The sequence below is a fragment of the Maribacter sp. BPC-D8 genome (genome assembly GCF_035207705.1).
Classification (GTDB): domain Bacteria; phylum Bacteroidota; class Bacteroidia; order Flavobacteriales; family Flavobacteriaceae; genus Maribacter.
Map to the genome: position 1 here is coordinate 2970774 of NZ_CP128187.1, position 17335 is coordinate 2988108.

Consider the following 17335-nt stretch of genomic DNA (forward strand, 5'->3'; position numbering starts at 1 on the left):
TAAAATACTAGTCTTAGCATTCCAATTGTAACGCTCTAAAAGGGTTAAAATCATGTTAACGCCTTTTTCTTGAGTGTTATTACGGTGATTTCAGGCCAAATTCCTACCCTACCTGGGTATCCTAAAAAGCCAAAACCTCTGTTTACATTAATAAATTGACCCATTTCTTTATAGATACCTGCCCAATAAGGGTACCTCCATTTCACAGGGCTCCACTTGATCCATCCAGGTATTTCGATACCAAATTGCATACCGTGGGTATGTCCGCTTAAAGTTAAATGATAATGATAAGCATCTTGTATTACCTCCATTTCCCAGTGCGATGGATCATGACTCATCAATATTTTAAAATCATCGGCATTAATCTTTGAAGCCGCTTTTTTAAGATCACCCGCTTTTTTGAATCCACCTTTACCCCAATTCTCCACTCCTACCAATGCAATTTTATCATCTCCTTTTTGCAAGTACCTGTGCTCGTTAAGCAGAAGATCAAAACCCATTTTCTTTTGCAGTGTTTTTAAGTCTTCTAAATTCTGATGTTTTAGTTCTTCTGTATCCCAAGGGATGTAATCTCCGTAATCATGATTTCCTAAAACTGAAAACTTGCCATCTTTAGCCTCAAGGGTACTGAACAAATCTGCCCATGGTTCCATTTCAGAAGTCATATTATTGACCATATCACCAGTAAACAACAAAACATCACTTTTTTGCTTATTGATTAAGTCAATACCATATTCTATCATCTTTCTATCATCAAAACTACCACTATGTATATCTGAAATTTGAGTAATCTGATAGCCGTCAAAACTATCGGGTAAATCATCGAACTCTAAATCGTATTTCAAGACTTTAAAGTTGTATTTACCTTTATACATACCATACAATAGCGCACCAAAAGGAACTGCAGCAATACCTAAAGCGAGTAAACTTAAAAATCGTCTTCTAGCAGGTAATCCGAATTGTTTTTCTTCACCATATAACTTTTGATATAAACCAGAAATTAGGCGATACATATCTTCAGAGAACAAAAACAGAATAGTAATGATATTGAAAGTCAACATGGTCAATAAAAACCCGAAAGCATAACTTTTAGGTATACTTAAAACACGACCTGTTTCTTCACCAATAGAGAATTGATATATAAAATTGATCATAACAACCAAAGAGATTGCAATATAGATCCAAGACCACCACGGTTGTTTGGTAATGGTTTTCAATGCCTGAAGCACATAAAAACTCAAAGCAACATAACCTATAACAAAAAGAACCCAACGTATCATGATTAATTTTTTTACAAAGATATCTGTATAACAGCGGTATGCGTGCCCATTTGCATTTTATTTAACCTTGGCAACTACCGCTTTAATATTTTCTAATTGCGTAACTGCAATATGATCATTACTTAAAAAACTCTCTGAATTCATAGAGATAATAGGTTTTTTAGCCAAGGTTTGCATCATAGCTGTACCAGATAGATGAACCGCACTAAATCCTTTATTTTTAAAACTAGCAACATTACCGGCATTAACACCTGAACCGGGCATAATTTGAATAGACTTGGTTTTCCTTTTTAATTCGGATAAAAAATCAATACCTAGAGGAGCAGATTTCTGTTGACCAGATGATAATATATAATCTACTTGCATTGCCTCAAGTTGGCATAATGCTTCCGACGGATTCTTGATCCAATCAAACGCTCTATGAAAGGTGAATTTTAAATTACCAGCCGCAGTCTTCAGTTTTTGCGTCTGCGCAACATCCAAAGAAAAATCATTCAAAAGAGCTCCAGATACAATTCCGTCAAAACCTAATTCAACACATAATTCAATATCAGAAAGCATGATATTTAATTCATCAATCGTATAGGTAAAATCTCCGCTACGTGGTCTAATCAACACATGAACCGGAATATTCACTTGTGCTTTCACAGCCTTCAACAATCCGTAAGAAGGTGTTAACCCGCCAACTGCCAATTCTGAACATAGCTCAATACGGTCTGCACCAGCACGTTCGGCAACTAAGGCAGATTCTAAAGAATTAGCACAAACTTCTACTATCATATTGCTATATTTAAGGTCACTAAAAGTAAAGAACCAAACCCATGAAAAGAAGAAAGTTTCTAAGAAATTCTACTACCGCGGCTGCAGGAATAGTATCGGCACCGTTATTAGCTTCATTTAAAGACAAAACTACAGATATAGTAAGCAGCAAAGCTGGAATTATACCGATAGCAATTTGCACATGGGATTTTGGAAATGCAACTGCTAAAGCATGGGAAGTTTTAGAAAAAGGTGGCAATGCGCTAGATGCAGTTCACCAAGGTGTAATGGTCGAAGAAAATGACTTAAACAATAGCACTGTAGGTAATGGCGGTAGACCAGACAGAGATGGCAATGTTACTTTAGACGCTTGTATTATGGACAAAGATGGTAATTGTGGTGCTGTACTTGCTATGCAAAATATAGCTAACCCTATTTCGGTTGCTAGAAAAGTGATGGAAGAGACTCCACATGTAATGCTTGCCGGCAAAGGTGCCGAACAGTTTGCCTACGAACAAGGTTTTGAAAAAACTGATTTGCTTACCGAAGAATCGAAACAAGCTTGGGAAGAGTGGAAAAAAACATCGCAGTACAAACCCATCATCAATATTGAAAATCACGATACTATTGGTATGTTAGCAATTGATGCCGATGGTGATATTGCAGGCGCATGTACTACTAGCGGAATGGCATATAAAATGGCAGGTAGAGTTGGTGACTCCCCCATTATTGGAGCTGGACTATTCGTGGACAATGAAATTGGTGGCGCTACTGCAACAGGTGTCGGTGAAGAAGTGGTCAGAACTGTTGGTAGTTTCTTAATCGTAGAATTAATGCGACAAGGCAAATCGCCGCAAGAAGCATGCGAAGAAGGTGTAAAACGCATCATCGCTAAAAATAAGGATAAGCAAGATTTTCAAATCGGATTTATCGCAATTAATAAAAAAGGTGAAACAGGCGGTTATTGCATTCACCCAGGGTTTACATATAGAACTTATACTAAAGAAGGTCATGTAAACAATCCTTCAGAAAGTTATTTAAAAAGTTAATACACTTCTTTAACTTGATTTAATACGGAAGCAATAGGGCAATCTCCCTTAATGTTTCCGTATCAATTTGTACTTTTAACGTTTTACAATCAATACTCAAAAATGGCAGATCAAAAAAGACTCTTTTTGCTAGATGCATACGCACTAATTTTTCGTGGTTACTACGCACTTATAAAAAACCCTAGAATAAATTCTCAAGGCATGGATACCTCAGCAATTATGGGATTCATGAATTCTTTATTCGATGTTATTCGTCGTGAAAAACCTGATCATTTAGCGGTTTGTTTTGATAAAGGAGGAAGTGCTGAACGTACAGAATTGTTCCCCGAGTATAAAGCCAACAGATCAGAAACTCCCGATGCCATCCGTATTGCCGTACCTTATATACAAGACATATTAAAGGCAATGCATATACCTGTAGTCGTAAAAGAAGGATGGGAAGCAGATGACATTATAGGTACTTTGGCAAAACAAGCCGAGAAAGAAGAATACAAGGTTTTTATGGTTACGCCAGATAAGGATTTTGGACAATTGGTTTCTGAAAATATCTTCATGTACCGCCCAGCAAGAATGGGTAATGGTATTGAAATTTGGGGTATTCCAGAAATTCAAAAGCGTTTCGGCGTTGAAAGACCAGAACAGGTTATTGATTACTTGGGAATGATGGGTGATGCTAGCGATAACATCCCTGGATTGCCAGGCGTTGGCGACAAAACAGCAAAGAAGTTTATTGCCGATTTCGATTCTATGGAAGGTCTTTTGGCTAATACAGACAAGCTTAAGGGCAAAATGAAAGAAAAGGTAGAAGCTAATAAAGAATTAGGACTTCTATCTAAAAAATTAGCGACTATTTGCTTAGATGTCGATGTCACTTTTAACGCTGGTGATTATGAAATGTCTGAACCAAATGCCGAAGGAGTTCAGAAAATTTTCGAAGAGCTTGAGTTTAGAAGATTAAAAGATCAGTTTATAAAATTATTTTCTACGGAAGTTGAAGAAGTTGCTACAGAGACTACTAGTAAACCAGCAGCCAAAAAAGAAATACAGGATGCTGGATCAGGGCAGTTTTCATTATTCGGAAGTCCCGCAGATTCTGGCGCAACCGTAAAAGATTTCTCAAGCAGAAAGACGATTGCAGATGTCGCACACTCCTACCAAAGCGTTGCCCCAGGTATGGCGATGAAATTATTCTTAAAAAGCTTAATGCAGCAAACCTCAGTTTGTTTTGATACCGAAACTACAGGTTTAGATCCTTTGACAGCAGAATTAGTTGGTATTGCTTTCTCTTGGGAAGCTACAAAAGGATATTACATTCCCTTCACTGATAATAAAGAAGAAGTACAAGCACTTTTAGAAGAGCTACGCCCTTTCTTTGAAGCTGAAGCAATCGAAAAAATAGGTCAAAACCTTAAGTACGATATTAAGGTATTGGATAAGTACAATATTGATGTAAAAGGACCTTTGTTTGACACCATGTTGGCACACTATCTCATTAATCCAGATATGCGTCATAATATGGATGTATTGGCAGAGACGTATTTAAACTACACTCCGGTTTCTATCACAGAACTTATTGGTAAAAAAGGAAAGAATCAATTGAGCATGCGCGATGTTCCGTTAGAAAAACAAACGGAATATGCTGTTGAAGATGCAGACATTACCTATCAACTTGCACAACATTTTAGACCAGAATTAAAAGAAGCCAACACAGAGACATTATTTCAAGAAATTGAAATTCCGTTATTACGTGTATTGGCAGACATGGAACTGGAGGGCATCAACTTAGATAAAGAATTCTTGAATTCACTTTCAGAAGATTTAAACAATGATATCGCCAATCTAGAAAAGAAAATATACGAAGTTGCCGGTGAGGAATTTAACATTGGTTCACCAAAGCAATTAGGCGAAATACTTTTTGATAAATTAAAATTAGTAGCCAAACCTAAAAAGACAAAAACAGGTCAATATTCCACTGCAGAAGATGTGTTATCGTATTTGGCAAAAGACCATGAAATCATTCAGAATGTATTAGACTATAGAGGTCTTGCTAAATTAAAAAGCACTTACGTAGATGCGCTACCAGAACAGGTAGAACCATCTACAGGAAGAGTACATACAGATTATATGCAAACTGTAGCCGCAACAGGTCGATTAAGTAGTAACAATCCGAATTTACAGAACATACCTATTAGAACAGAACGCGGTAGACAAGTAAGAAAAGCATTCGTACCAAGAGATGAGAATTATACTTTATTAGCAGCAGATTACTCACAAATAGAGCTGCGTATTATTGCTGCTTTAAGTGAAGAGACTACAATGATAGAAGCTTTTAAAAATGGAGAGGATATTCACGCATCTACGGCATCAAAAGTATTTAATGTTCCGCTTGAAGAAGTAACTAGAGAACAACGTAGTAATGCCAAGACGGTAAACTTTGGTATTATATATGGTGTCTCTGCCTTTGGTTTAAGTAACCAAACCGACTTATCAAGAAAAGAAGCGAAAGAATTAATAGACACCTACTACAAGACCTATCCAAAGCTACGGAATTACATGAGCGAGCAAGTTGATTTTGCTCGTGACAATGGCTATGTATCTACCGTTTTAGGTAGAAGAAGATATCTAAAAGACATCAACGGAAGTAACGCCATTGTTCGTGGTGCTGCAGAGCGAAATGCCGTAAACGCACCTATACAAGGTAGTGCTGCAGATATCATTAAAATTGCCATGATCAATATTCATAACAAACTAGAAAAAGGTAATTACAAGTCTAAAATGCTTTTGCAAGTACATGATGAATTGGTATTCGATATCTACAAACCAGAATTAGAAGAATTACAATCACTCATTAAATCTGAAATGGAAAATGCATATAAAATTGCAGTTCCTTTAGATGTTGAGGTTGGCTTGGGTGAGAATTGGTTGGTTGCACATTAACAGCCATATTTGTAATATAAAAACCACACATTGTAAGAAACAATTGTAGTATTTTGACGAAAATATTCTGTTAACAAAACGCTAATATTTATATTAGTGTTTTGCTAACCATATTTTACTATGATTAAAAACTACACTAGGCTGCTATTGGCTGTTTTCTTTTTGTCTTCAATTACAGGGTTTTCACAAACTAATTACTTACAAAATGCCAGCTTTGAAAGTTGGTCAGGAAATCCAGAATCACCCGATAGTTGGAGTATTGCTAACGAAAACGGTATTTCTAAAAGTACTGATACCACAGAAGGTAACTTTTCCTTAGACTTGGACCTAAACAACACTTTAGTAAATCAAACCATACTTAGCACATGGAACACTAGCGATATAGCTTTGACACCAAACGCTAACCATACATTTACTTTTGATTACAAGATTAGTACAGAAGCCGGAAACAATCTAAGTGCTTATTTAGATATTGTTAAAGACGAAGGAAGTTATACTATACAATACATTCATGAATTTATTCCTCTAGTAAGTGACGGTGCTTGGCATACATATACTTTTGACTTTAATACTGAGATCGAAGAAGATTATGCTTTTGAATTAATGTTTAGAGCCAATACTAGTCCTGCAAGCTCAATAATAGTTGACAATCTACAAGTTTTGGGTGAAAACACAGCAACCAACACTGACAGAGATGCCTTAGTTGCACTTTATAACGCCACAGGTGGTGATAATTGGACAACACCCTGGGATTTAAATGCGGATATCAGCACTTGGGCAGGTGTATTGTTAAACTCAGAAAATAGGGTTATATCATTAATTTTAGACTCTGATAATTTAATAGGAGAAATACCAAGCGAAATAGGGAACCTTTCTGAATTATATTATCTTAGAATTACTAGAAATAATATAACTGGAAGTATACCAGCCGAAATTGGCAACCTTAATAAATTAAAAAGCCTTTTTTTATTTCAAAACGAACTAGAAGGCAATCTACCTAGTTCATTAGGGAATCTATCAGATTTAGAAAATTTGAACCTTGGCTCCAATAACCTTCAAGGTACAATACCAATAGAACTTGGCAATTTAAACTCTATTCAAAAAATTGATATTGGATATAATCAATTGACCGGATCTATTCCTTCAGCCTTAAGTAATTTAACCACATTAATAGAATTAAACTTTTTCAACAACCAATTAACAGGTAATATTCCTCCTGAACTAGGCAACTTGCTAAATCTTCAGAAATTAATTCTAGGAAGTAATGCTATAACTGGAGGAATTCCGGTAGAAATTGGAAACCTTACCGAACTAACGGATTTAAACTTACTTTCTACTGAACTAGAACAAACAATACCTTCAGAAATTGGAAACCTATCAAAGCTTCGCTACTTAAGGATAACCGGCTCTCATTTTACAGGAAATATACCGCCAGAAATTGGGAATCTAACCCAATTAATAGAAATTCGGCTTAGCCATTGCAATTTATCTGGTTCAATACCCGAAGAGATTGGTAACCTCACAAATCTTGAGCAACTAGATATAAGTTACAATAATCTAACAGGAAGCATTCCATCGACCATAGGTAATCTTTCAGCATTAACAACTATGAGACTTAAAGAAAACAACCTAACAGGAGACTTACCTGTAGAAATTGGCAATCTTATTACATTAGAAGAAATCTATTTAGATCATAATGAAATAAGCGGTAGTCTCCCTTCGAGCATTGGCAACCTAAACTCTATTAAAGACATTTGGCTAAATTATAACAATTTTTCAGGTGTAATACCAACAGAAATTGGAAATCTTGCACAGTTAGAGAGATTATTGATTGACAACAACGAACTTACAGGCACAATACCAAATGAAATCAGCAACTTACTTAAGTTAACATCTTTAGGACTTTCATATAATGATATTACTGGTGAAATTCCTGACGGAATTGGAGCATTACCACTATTAGGGGGGTTTGGATGCGACAATTGTAATCTATCGGGCAACGTGCCAGTATTTAGCTCGAGCGACTCCCCTAATGTTTTCCTTAGGAATAATAATTTTGTTTTTAATAATTTAGTTAATACGGTTGAAAATTCAAATAACGTTTCATTTAATTTGAGTCCACAGGAAAATTTAGAGAATGTGGAAGAATTAAATATTGAACTTGGTGCACCAATAAACTTAATCATTCCCTCTGCATCACATCCAAATAATCAATATCAATGGCGCAAAAATGGCATTAATCTAACAAATGAAACAAATGCGACATTGACTGTAAATTCATCTACAGTGACTGATATTGGCACTTATGACTGTGTAATAATTAATTCTAGCATTCCAACCTTAAAATTATACAGAAATTTGGTTACCATTAATATTAATGGCGTCGATGGTGAAGCCGATGATGACAACGATGGTGTTAAAAACTCTAATGATTCCTGCCCAAATACCAGCCCAGGCTTTTATGTTGACGAAAGTGGATGTGCCGCAAGTCAAATAGATGACGACAACGACGGTATTGATAATACAATTGATATTTGCCCTAACACCCCTAATGGTGATAGTGTAAATGGATTTGGTTGTTCTGAAAATCAATTATCCGATAACGATGATGATAATGACGGCGTACCTAATAACCTTGATGTTTGTGAGAATACACCAATTGGCGCAGTAACTGGTGCTACTGGTTGTAGCTATCAAGACATTTTAGTACCAAAACCAGATGATTTTACTGCAAAAGCTACGAGCACTTCTTGCCCTGACACCGCAAACGGGATGCTTACTGTTGAGTTTAAAGTTAATCAAACACATATATTAGTGATAACAGGTCCGAATAATTTTTCTGCTAATTATACGCAACAAAACGGAAGTACACTTATGGTTACTGATCTGGAACCGGGTTCATATAACATTATTGCTAATTCAGAAATCGGTCGATTAGCTGGCGCACCCAATGTTGAATTCAGTTTGAATATTGAAACTCCCGAAGAATTTATTTCTGGTAAAACCGTTATAGACCACACCGCTAAAAAAGCAAGTATTGTAGTTTCTGGCAGTAAAAATTACGAGGTTTTGGTAAATGACAAAGTATACACCTTTGAAGTTGACAATATTGATAATCAGGAATTATCATTTCCGCTAGATAAAGGAGCTAATGTTATTTCTATAGAAACCGATAAAATTTGCCAAGGTGTTTTTATTGACAATGTGGTTATCAGTAATGCTATTTTAACTCCAAACCCGGTGGCTGATATGTTACGAGTTGAAGGCTTAGACATAATGAATAATGTTCAAGTTATCTTATCAAACATAAGCGGAGTCACATCACTACAAGAAAGCCGACAAATAAATAACGGCACATTAGAAATGAATATTTCTAACCTTTCTCCTGGCATCTATATGTTAACAATTGCAGATGGAGATAAAGAAATCAATTTAAAATTTGTAAAAAAATGAGATTAGCTATAAAATTAATTTTTGTGATACTACTAGTTACTTCTTGCGGAGGCAAGGATAGTGATAACCCAACGACACCTGAAGAAAAAGTATTAGGTGATTTCAATCTTGTTTTCCCTGACAATAATTTAATTTGCACGGAGGGTGAAGACAATGGTACCGATGGGATAAATATAGAATTTCAATGGTCAGCCTCAACCAATGCAACTTCTTATGAACTAGAAATTACCAATCAAGAAACAAATTCTACCGACACAAGAACTGTAACTACAACATCACTTGCTGTAGGTCTGCCTAAAGGCACTCAATTTTCATGGGGCGTAACTGCTATTTTGGGTTCAAAAACACTACCGAGTGATTCATGGAACTTCTATTCAGAAGGCACAAGTACTGAGAACTTTGCTCCTTTTCCTGCAGAAATTAGTATTTCAGATAATGGTGATGGTACGGTAATCGTTTCTTGGGTAGGTGAAGATTTAGATGATGATTTGGTTAATTATGATGTGTATATCGGTACCTCAGGTAACTTAGAATTAATTCTTGAGAATACGACTAATGAAAACACCACTTACAATATTACAGCTGAGGAGCAATATATTGTTGAAATAGTATCTAAAGATAGCAATGACAATACATCTACCAGTAGAACCTATTTCACATTTTAGAAAGTTAAAGTTTATTTAAAGAAAGACGAAAAGGTATTTTATAAACGTTAGCATATAGCGTACTTCTACTATGAGGTACGCTATATTTTATGAAACGCATTTTTCTCATATTACTTTTCATCATCTTTAGTGCAACACAGTTGTGCGCACAAGATGCGGAAAGTACCATAAAAGTGTTTCCTAACCCGGCAACGAATGTTATTAATGTCTTAGGACTCAAAAATGATTCGAATGCGGCTATAAGCATCAGAGATAGCTACGGAACCCAAATTATCTATCACCAATGGGATATTAAAAGAAACTCGCTTAACATACCCGTTTTCAATCTTGAGAAAGGTTTATACATGATTACGATACAATCAGAGCATCAAAATGTAAAAGCTAAATTTATCAAGCAATAAAAAACCCTCACAATAAATGCAAGGGTCAATTCTTTAAATATCATTTTAGCTCTATTATAATCGCTTCACAAAAATCAATTGTCCGTCTTCAGAGAAATTAGGAATATCAAGATCTGCCGCATCAACTGTCATTACGTTGCCTTCTATAGTGACACCAATAGCTAACTCTTCACCATCTTCATCTATCGTCGTTACAGTTTCACCATCAAAAGTATAGGTACTTGCGTTTGTATCAGATTCTGTTGGACAAGGAATATCTAAACCATCTGCCGTAGCGTTAACTTCTACATAATTAGCAGAATTAGATGCTATAGCACTTAGATCCTCATTAAATTGTAATGTAATAATGTAGCAATCTTTATTAGAAAGGAAATCTAAAATTTGTTTTCCAAACTTAACATCATCACTTGCTGTTTCATTATCTATAGTAAGTTCAGTAGCATCCCATGTGCCAACTATGGCAGTCTTATTAATTTCCGCTTCCGATTCAGTTTCATCTTTATCAGAGCTACAAGAAACTAAGGCTAACACCATAGCTGCACTAAGTAAAATACGTTTATACATTGTTTAGTTTTTTTGGTTGTACAAGCATAAAAACGAAAAAATCAACTTATTATTTCATACCTACACAAACTGCTAGCTAATAAAAACAAGTGCTTACAGTATAAACCGATAGGTTGCTTTCAGCAAAAACGTATTATCTTTCTTCTGACCTAAAATTTGTTGATCAAAATTTCTACCTAATGTTTCACTTGGGTTCCCTGCCCCCACAACGCCTTGCGACCATACCAAAAAGATTTCTGAACCAGGCACATATTCCCATCTAAGCACCAAATTTGATCTAAACTGAACATATGAAAAATCTGGATTCTCAATCTGATAATCTGTAGTTCCGTCAAAATCTTCATCTATTAAATAATTATCAGTACTAGTAGATTGCGAAATTTGATTGTCTGAAAATAAGGTTACCCGCTCATTCAGCTTTTCTGCAATAGGGTTGTTCACATAATTAAAATCGGTATATGTACCTCTAGAAATAAATGGCTCACCATAATACTGAATAGATAAATTCGGGTTTATACTATAATTAAAACGAATAGAAGTACTAAAGGTTTTTTGATCAATATTGCCGGTAATATATCTCGCATCGCCATTAAAACTGGTTTCGGTAACGTACTGCGTTTTATTCGGATTCTCTTCAAATTCAGAAGAAATAGACAGGTTGAAAGCATCGAAAGGTTGATAGTACAACCTAAAAACATAACGTGCTAACGAGAAGTTATTTTCGGCTGCCTGGCTATTTACATAACCTAGGGTAAAACTCAATTTCTTTCTACTATCAGAACCGAAGAATAGATATGCAAAATTCTCGTCAGACCAGCGCCAACGTGGTCCGCCACGAAGTACGGTATTAGAAAATATACGTGGTTTATGGGCTGCACCAACTTCTGTCCACCAATTGTTTTTATAATTTATAAAGCCTTCAAATTGATATTGAATTCTATTGTAATTACCCTCAAAATCATAAGTAGAATTCTGACTTAACTCTATATTGGCTTTTCTATAAAAATTAGTAGGTTTTATAAACAATCTACTTACTGAAGCCGTTTGTTTTATTTCATCTGCCTGTCTTAAAAATCCGATATCGTTCAGTTCCAATTCGGGTGAGCGCCAAATGACTCCGCCATCATACCTCCAATTTCCACCGCCTGCTTTACCTACTTCTAACTTTCCGCCTGTACCCGTAAGTGATGTTCTACTTTCATCAACAGAAACATGACCCGCATCTACTCTTTGAAATAAATGAGTAATACTATTTTGTGTTCGTGCTATTGCTTCTTCGCTACCCGTAACGTGACTACCTACTATATTACCTTCAACATAATAATTTCTATTCTTCCAATTATGTTTAAAATCTAAACCACCAGTATATGCGCCACTTCTTAAAAACTCAAGATGATCAGGTAAATTTCTATTAGTTGCAGTAAATATGCCGCCTAAATAAGAATTTCTTTCATTGAAATCTTTTTGCACTCTACCCACAATATAGTTGGTTAAAGGCTCTACTAGTTCTGATCTTTTATTACCAGCAACATCTTGGATGTCTGCGTACATTTTACCAGTAACACTTTCTAACAAGCCCAAAGACCATCCGTTTTTTGTCTTACCAGAAAATTTTGCCGCGCCAAGTATTGTAGAATTGGTAGGTTGATCAACAAATTCATTATCTGTAATATCTGCATACCCTTGCGGACTTCTACCTATTCTTCTACTATAAAAAACATTGTCGTTACCATCAGCAAACTCATAGTCGAATATATTTTTGTTTTCAATAAAAAAAGGTCTTCGTTCTTCGAAAAATATTTGAAATCCGTCTAATGCAATTGCACCTGGATCAGCATCTACTTGTCCGAAATCTGGGTTGACCGTTAAATCTAGCGTCAAGTCATTCGTCAGCCCGATTTTAGCATCTAAACCTGCATTGAGAATATAATCTTTACCATCTCTAAAAGGGTTGCCGGCTTCAGATGGATAGCTATCAAACTGATTCACTAAAAACGGTTGAATCTCTAATTGTTTTTGCGGTTCAATATTTTTTAAACCGTTCAACCTACCAAATTCACTTACCCAACCAGGTGCTTCTAAAGAAATTGGCTGCCAAATAGAGCGTTCTTCTCCTCTAAAATATCTTCTGTGAATTTGAAGTCCCCAAACCTGTTCTTCAGCAACACCAAACTTCAATTGACTAAACGGAATTTTCATTTCTGCGGTCCATCCTTCTTCATCAATATTTGAAGCGGTATACCAAATTGGGTTCCAGCTGGCATCCCAAAAATCACCATTTCGAGAAATAAATTCATCACCCTTTACCCCTGCTGCCGAAACATTAAATGAAAAAGCGGTTCTTTTATCATTATAACTATCAATATTAATCTCTATCCAATCTCCAGAAAAATTATCTCTTCGAGCAAGTCGTTTTTCTATTTTATCAGGTATACTATCATAACAACGAATACCTACGTAAAGAAATTTAGCATCGTATGCGATTTTAAATTTTGTTCGCTGACTTGCTTCTTTACCATTATTTGGCTCAAAAACAGTAAAATCATCATCCCATATAATATTTTCCCATGCTTTATCAGACAATTCGCCATCAATAGTAATTTCATTACCTAATGAAAGTTGCACAGTATTATATTCCCTTTGTACCTTTACAGAATCGTTTTGAGCCACTACTGTCGCTGATAGTAAAAGAAATAGGATACTATTGAATAAGCATTTACCCATAATCGTAAGTTCTTTGGTTGATTGTTTTAATATTAGAAGAGACATTAAAGAATTGTAAATGTTACAGAAATAGTAATAAAATCAATAAGTTTAACAGTATCTCAATAGTAGTAAAGTAGAAAGATTTCGCATTTATTGAAAAAATGTGAAAAAATAAGAAACAAGTATTTGCAATTCAACTTAATAATTGTAGATTTGCAGCCCCTTTCTAGGGATTGATTAAAATAATAGTTAAAAATAGCAGTAGTGGATACATTAAGTTATAAGACCGTTTCGGCCAACAGAACAACTGTCAACAAAGAGTGGTTATTGGTAGATGCCGAAGGAGAAACATTAGGACGCATGGCTTCTAAAGTCGCCTATTTGTTAAGAGGAAAGCACAAACCAAGTTTCACCCCTCACGTAGATTGTGGTGATAATGTTGTTATTATCAACGCAGAGAAGATTGTTCTTTCAGGAAACAAGTGGTCTGATAAAACCTACTTGAGATATACTGGCTACCCAGGTGGTCAACGTTCTACTACCGTAAAACAATTATTGGATAAAAATCCAGAAGGTATTCTTGAAAAAGCGATCAAAGGTATGTTACCTAAGAACAGACTAGGTGCTGAGCTTTTCAGAAACCTAAAAGTTTACGCAGGTACAGTACACGGTCAGGAAGCTCAAAAACCTACTGTTGTTAATTTAAAAGACATTAAATAAGATGGAAGTAATTCATAAAATTGGTCGTAGAAAGACCGCTGTAGCGAGAATATATCTTTCTGATGGTAATGGTGATATCACTATTAACAACAAAGATTTAAGTGTATACTTTCCAACTGCAACACTTCAATACAAAGTAAAACAACCTTTCACTTTAACTGAAAGCTTAGATACTTACGACGTAAAAGTAAATGTTTACGGTGGTGGTATTACTGGTCAAGCAGAGGCTATTCGTCTTGCTTTATCTAGAGCAATGTGTGAGATTGATGCTGAGAACAGAATTATTTTGAAGCCAGAAGGTCTTTTAACTAGAGATCCAAGAATGGTTGAACGTAAGAAATTCGGTCAGAAGAAAGCACGTAAAAAATTCCAATTCTCGAAACGTTAATTCGAGTTACAAGATTAATAGGCATCCTTTTTGGGTGCCTATTTTTATATTTTATCAAACTGGATAATCCAGAGTATTAACAAGTTCATTGAAAGTCCTTTTGGGGACAATTAAAAATCCTTTAATCACTTAAAATTAAGGGTAAGATTAGTTTAGCATCTAAATGATGAAGGCTTTTGCTCATGCAAATACCACTTTATCATTGCTAATTCATAAGAACGTAAACTAAATTTAAAATGGCGAGAGTCGAAGTAAAACAATTATTAGAAGCAGGTGTACATTTTGGTCACCTAACAAGAAAGTGGAATCCGAACATGGCTCCTTACATCTACATGGAGCGTAATGGTATTCACGTAATCAACCTTTACAAAACTGTTGCAAAATTAGACGAGACCAATGAGGCTCTTAGCAAAATTGCAGCATCAGGTAGAAAAATACTTTTCGTAGCTACCAAAAAACAAGCAAAAGATATCGTTGCCGAAAAAGCAGCAGCAGTAAACATGCCTTACATCACAGAAAGATGGCCAGGTGGTATGTTAACAAACTTCGTTACAATTCGTAAAGCTGTTAAGAAAATGGCTACTATCGATCGTATGAAGAAAGATGGTACTTTCCTTACACTATCTAAAAAAGAAAGATTGCAAGTTGACCGTTTGCGTGCAAAATTAGAAAAAAACTTAGGTTCTATTTCTGAAATGACTCGTTTACCAGGTGCATTGTTCATCGTTGATACAATGAGAGAACACATTGCAGTTAAAGAAGCTCAAAAATTAAACATTCCTATTTTCGCAATGGTAGATACCAACTGTGACCCTAGAGATGTAGATTACCTTATACCTTCTAATGATGATGCTTCTAAGTCAATTGACATCATTATGACAGAAGTTACAAATGCAGTTGCTGAAGGTCTTGCTGAACGTAAGGCTGAAAAAGGTGACGCATCTGAAGGTAAATCTGAGAAAAAAGATAAAGCTCCAAAGAAAAAGGTTACTGCTGAAAAGCCAGAACCAACTCCAGAAAAAGCTGAACCAGAAGTGATAGCTGAGCCAGAAGTTAAGGCTGAACCAGTAGTTGCTAAAGCTGCTAAAGTTGAAGCTGACGATTTAACTAAAGTTGAAGGTATCGGACCTAAAGCTGCTGAAGCATTAGTTGCTGCAGGTATTACTACTTTCGCTGACCTTTCTAAAGGAGAAGCTGAAAAAATCAAAGAAATCTTAACAGAAGCAAGTTCAAGAATGGCTCATTTAGATCCTACTTCTTGGCCAAAACAAGCTAAAATGGCTGCTGATGGTAAATGGGATGAGCTTAAAGAGTGGCAAGACAACACTAAAGGTGGTGTAGAATAAGTTATTCTATTTTTGATATAAATAAATCTAAGAACAACCCATTAAAACGGGTATACTAAAAGAAAATAAAATGGCAAAAATTACCGCCGCAGAAGTAAATAAATTAAGAAAGGCGACTGGCGCTGGAATGATGGATTGTAAAAACGCTTTGGTTGAGGCCGAAGGTGATTTTGACAAAGCTATTGAAGTGCTTCGTAAAAAAGGACAGAAAGTAGCAGCAAAAAGAGCAGACAGAGATTCTTCTGAAGGTGCTGCTATTGCTAAGTTAAATTCTGACGAAACTGTTGGTGTTGCTATAGTACTTGGTTGTGAAACCGATTTCGTTGGTAAAAACGAGAACTTTATTACTCTTGCTAACCAATTAGCTGAAAAAGCACTTAACTGCAACTCTAAAGAAGAGCTTTTAGCTGCTGATTTTGGAGGTATGACAGTTGCTGAAAAATTAGTTGAGCAAACTGGTGTTATTGGTGAAAAATTAGAAATCACAGCTTTTGAAAAATTAGAAGCACCTTATGTTGGTTCTTACGTTCACATTAACAAGATTGCTGCTTTAGTTGGTCTTTCTGCAAAAGTTGAAACTGCTGATGTATTAGCAAAAGACGTTTCTATGCAGGTTGCATCAATGGGCGCAACTACATTATCTTATAAAGATTTTGATCCTGCATTTGTTGCAGCTGAAACAGAAGCTAGAATTGCTGTTATTGAAAAAGATAACGAAGAACTAGGTCGTTTAGGCAAGACGCTTAAAAACGTACCTCAGTACATTTCTATGGCGCAATTAACTCCAGAAGTTATTGCACAAGCTGAAGAAGATGCTAAGGCGCAGTTAAAAGCAGAAGGTAAACCAGAGCAAATTTGGGATAAAATTCTTCCTGGTAAATTAGAAAGATTCATATCTGACAATACTACTTTGGACCAAGAACAATGTTTATTAGACCAAAACTTCATTAAAGATGAGAAAATCAACGTAGCTAAATATGTTGAATCTCATGGTGATGTTTCTGTTTTAGATTTTAAACGTGTAAGCGTAGGTTAATTACAATACAACTAACTCAATAAAAAACCGT

At 35.6% G+C, this 17335-nt stretch carries 13 protein-coding genes; 9 read left to right on the forward strand and 4 right to left on the reverse strand.

The features are described from left to right. Positions 1–50 precede the first annotated feature (50 nt). Positions 51–1280 carry a metallophosphoesterase gene (locus QSV08_RS13245; RefSeq protein WP_324023840.1) on the reverse strand — a complete coding sequence of 410 codons (1230 nt, stop codon included), beginning with the start codon at positions 1278–1280 and terminating at the stop codon, positions 51–53. Between the two features lie 57 nt (positions 1281–1337). After that, positions 1338–2060 (reverse strand): copper homeostasis protein CutC, encoded by a 723-nt coding sequence (locus tag QSV08_RS13250; RefSeq protein WP_324023842.1) that lies wholly within the window; start codon positions 2058–2060, stop codon positions 1338–1340. Between the two features lie 41 nt (positions 2061–2101). Here QSV08_RS13250 and QSV08_RS13255 point away from each other — a divergent pair, with 41 nt between their 5' ends. From QSV08_RS13255 to QSV08_RS13275, 5 genes are all read left to right on the forward strand, one after another. After that, entirely contained in the window at positions 2102–3088 is a 987-nt protein-coding gene (locus tag QSV08_RS13255) for an isoaspartyl peptidase/L-asparaginase family protein (RefSeq protein WP_324023844.1), read from the forward strand. 102 nt (positions 3089–3190) lie between these two features. Beyond that, on the forward strand, positions 3191–6025 hold the full coding sequence (gene polA, locus QSV08_RS13260) for a DNA polymerase I (RefSeq protein ID WP_324023846.1): 2835 nt from the start codon (positions 3191–3193) through the stop codon (positions 6023–6025). 120 nt (positions 6026–6145) lie between these two features. Further along, positions 6146–9478, forward strand: coding sequence for a T9SS type A sorting domain-containing protein (locus tag QSV08_RS13265; RefSeq protein WP_324023848.1), 3333 nt, complete (start codon positions 6146–6148; stop codon positions 9476–9478). Next, positions 9475–10143 (forward strand): hypothetical protein, encoded by a 669-nt coding sequence (locus QSV08_RS13270; RefSeq protein WP_324023850.1) that lies wholly within the window; start codon positions 9475–9477, stop codon positions 10141–10143. The genes QSV08_RS13265 and QSV08_RS13270 overlap by 4 nt, the downstream gene beginning before the upstream one ends. Positions 10144–10232: 89 nt before the next feature. Next, positions 10233–10544, forward strand: coding sequence for a T9SS type A sorting domain-containing protein (locus QSV08_RS13275; protein WP_324023852.1), 312 nt, complete (start codon positions 10233–10235; stop codon positions 10542–10544). A 54-nt stretch (positions 10545–10598) separates the two neighbouring features. Here QSV08_RS13275 and QSV08_RS13280 read toward each other — a convergent pair whose 3' ends face one another. Both QSV08_RS13280 and QSV08_RS13285 read right to left on the reverse strand, forming a co-directional pair. Continuing rightward, a complete protein-coding gene (locus tag QSV08_RS13280) occupies positions 10599–11108 on the reverse strand; it encodes a hypothetical protein (RefSeq protein ID WP_324023853.1) in 510 nt (169 codons plus the stop codon). A gap of 93 nt (positions 11109–11201) precedes the next feature. Next, entirely contained in the window at positions 11202–13832 is a 2631-nt protein-coding gene (locus tag QSV08_RS13285; protein WP_416382061.1) for a DUF5916 domain-containing protein, read from the reverse strand. 246 nt (positions 13833–14078) lie between these two features. On the opposite strand from QSV08_RS13285, the gene rplM reads away from it, so the two are divergent. The 4 genes from rplM to tsf all read left to right on the forward strand — a co-directional run bounded on the left by rplM (position 14079) and on the right by tsf (position 17304). After that, positions 14079–14534 (forward strand): 50S ribosomal protein L13, encoded by a 456-nt coding sequence (rplM, locus tag QSV08_RS13290; protein ID WP_324023856.1) that lies wholly within the window; start codon positions 14079–14081, stop codon positions 14532–14534. 1 nt (position 14535) lies between these two features. After that, a complete protein-coding gene (rpsI, locus tag QSV08_RS13295) occupies positions 14536–14922 on the forward strand; it encodes a 30S ribosomal protein S9 (RefSeq protein WP_324023858.1) in 387 nt (128 codons plus the stop codon). A 236-nt stretch (positions 14923–15158) separates the two neighbouring features. Then, a complete protein-coding gene (rpsB, locus tag QSV08_RS13300; RefSeq protein WP_324023860.1) occupies positions 15159–16268 on the forward strand; it encodes a 30S ribosomal protein S2 in 1110 nt (369 codons plus the stop codon). A 70-nt stretch (positions 16269–16338) separates the two neighbouring features. Then, complete coding sequence (tsf, locus tag QSV08_RS13305) at positions 16339–17304, forward strand: translation elongation factor Ts (RefSeq protein ID WP_324023861.1); 966 nt, start codon at positions 16339–16341, stop codon at positions 17302–17304. Positions 17305–17335: the final 31 nt, after the last annotated feature.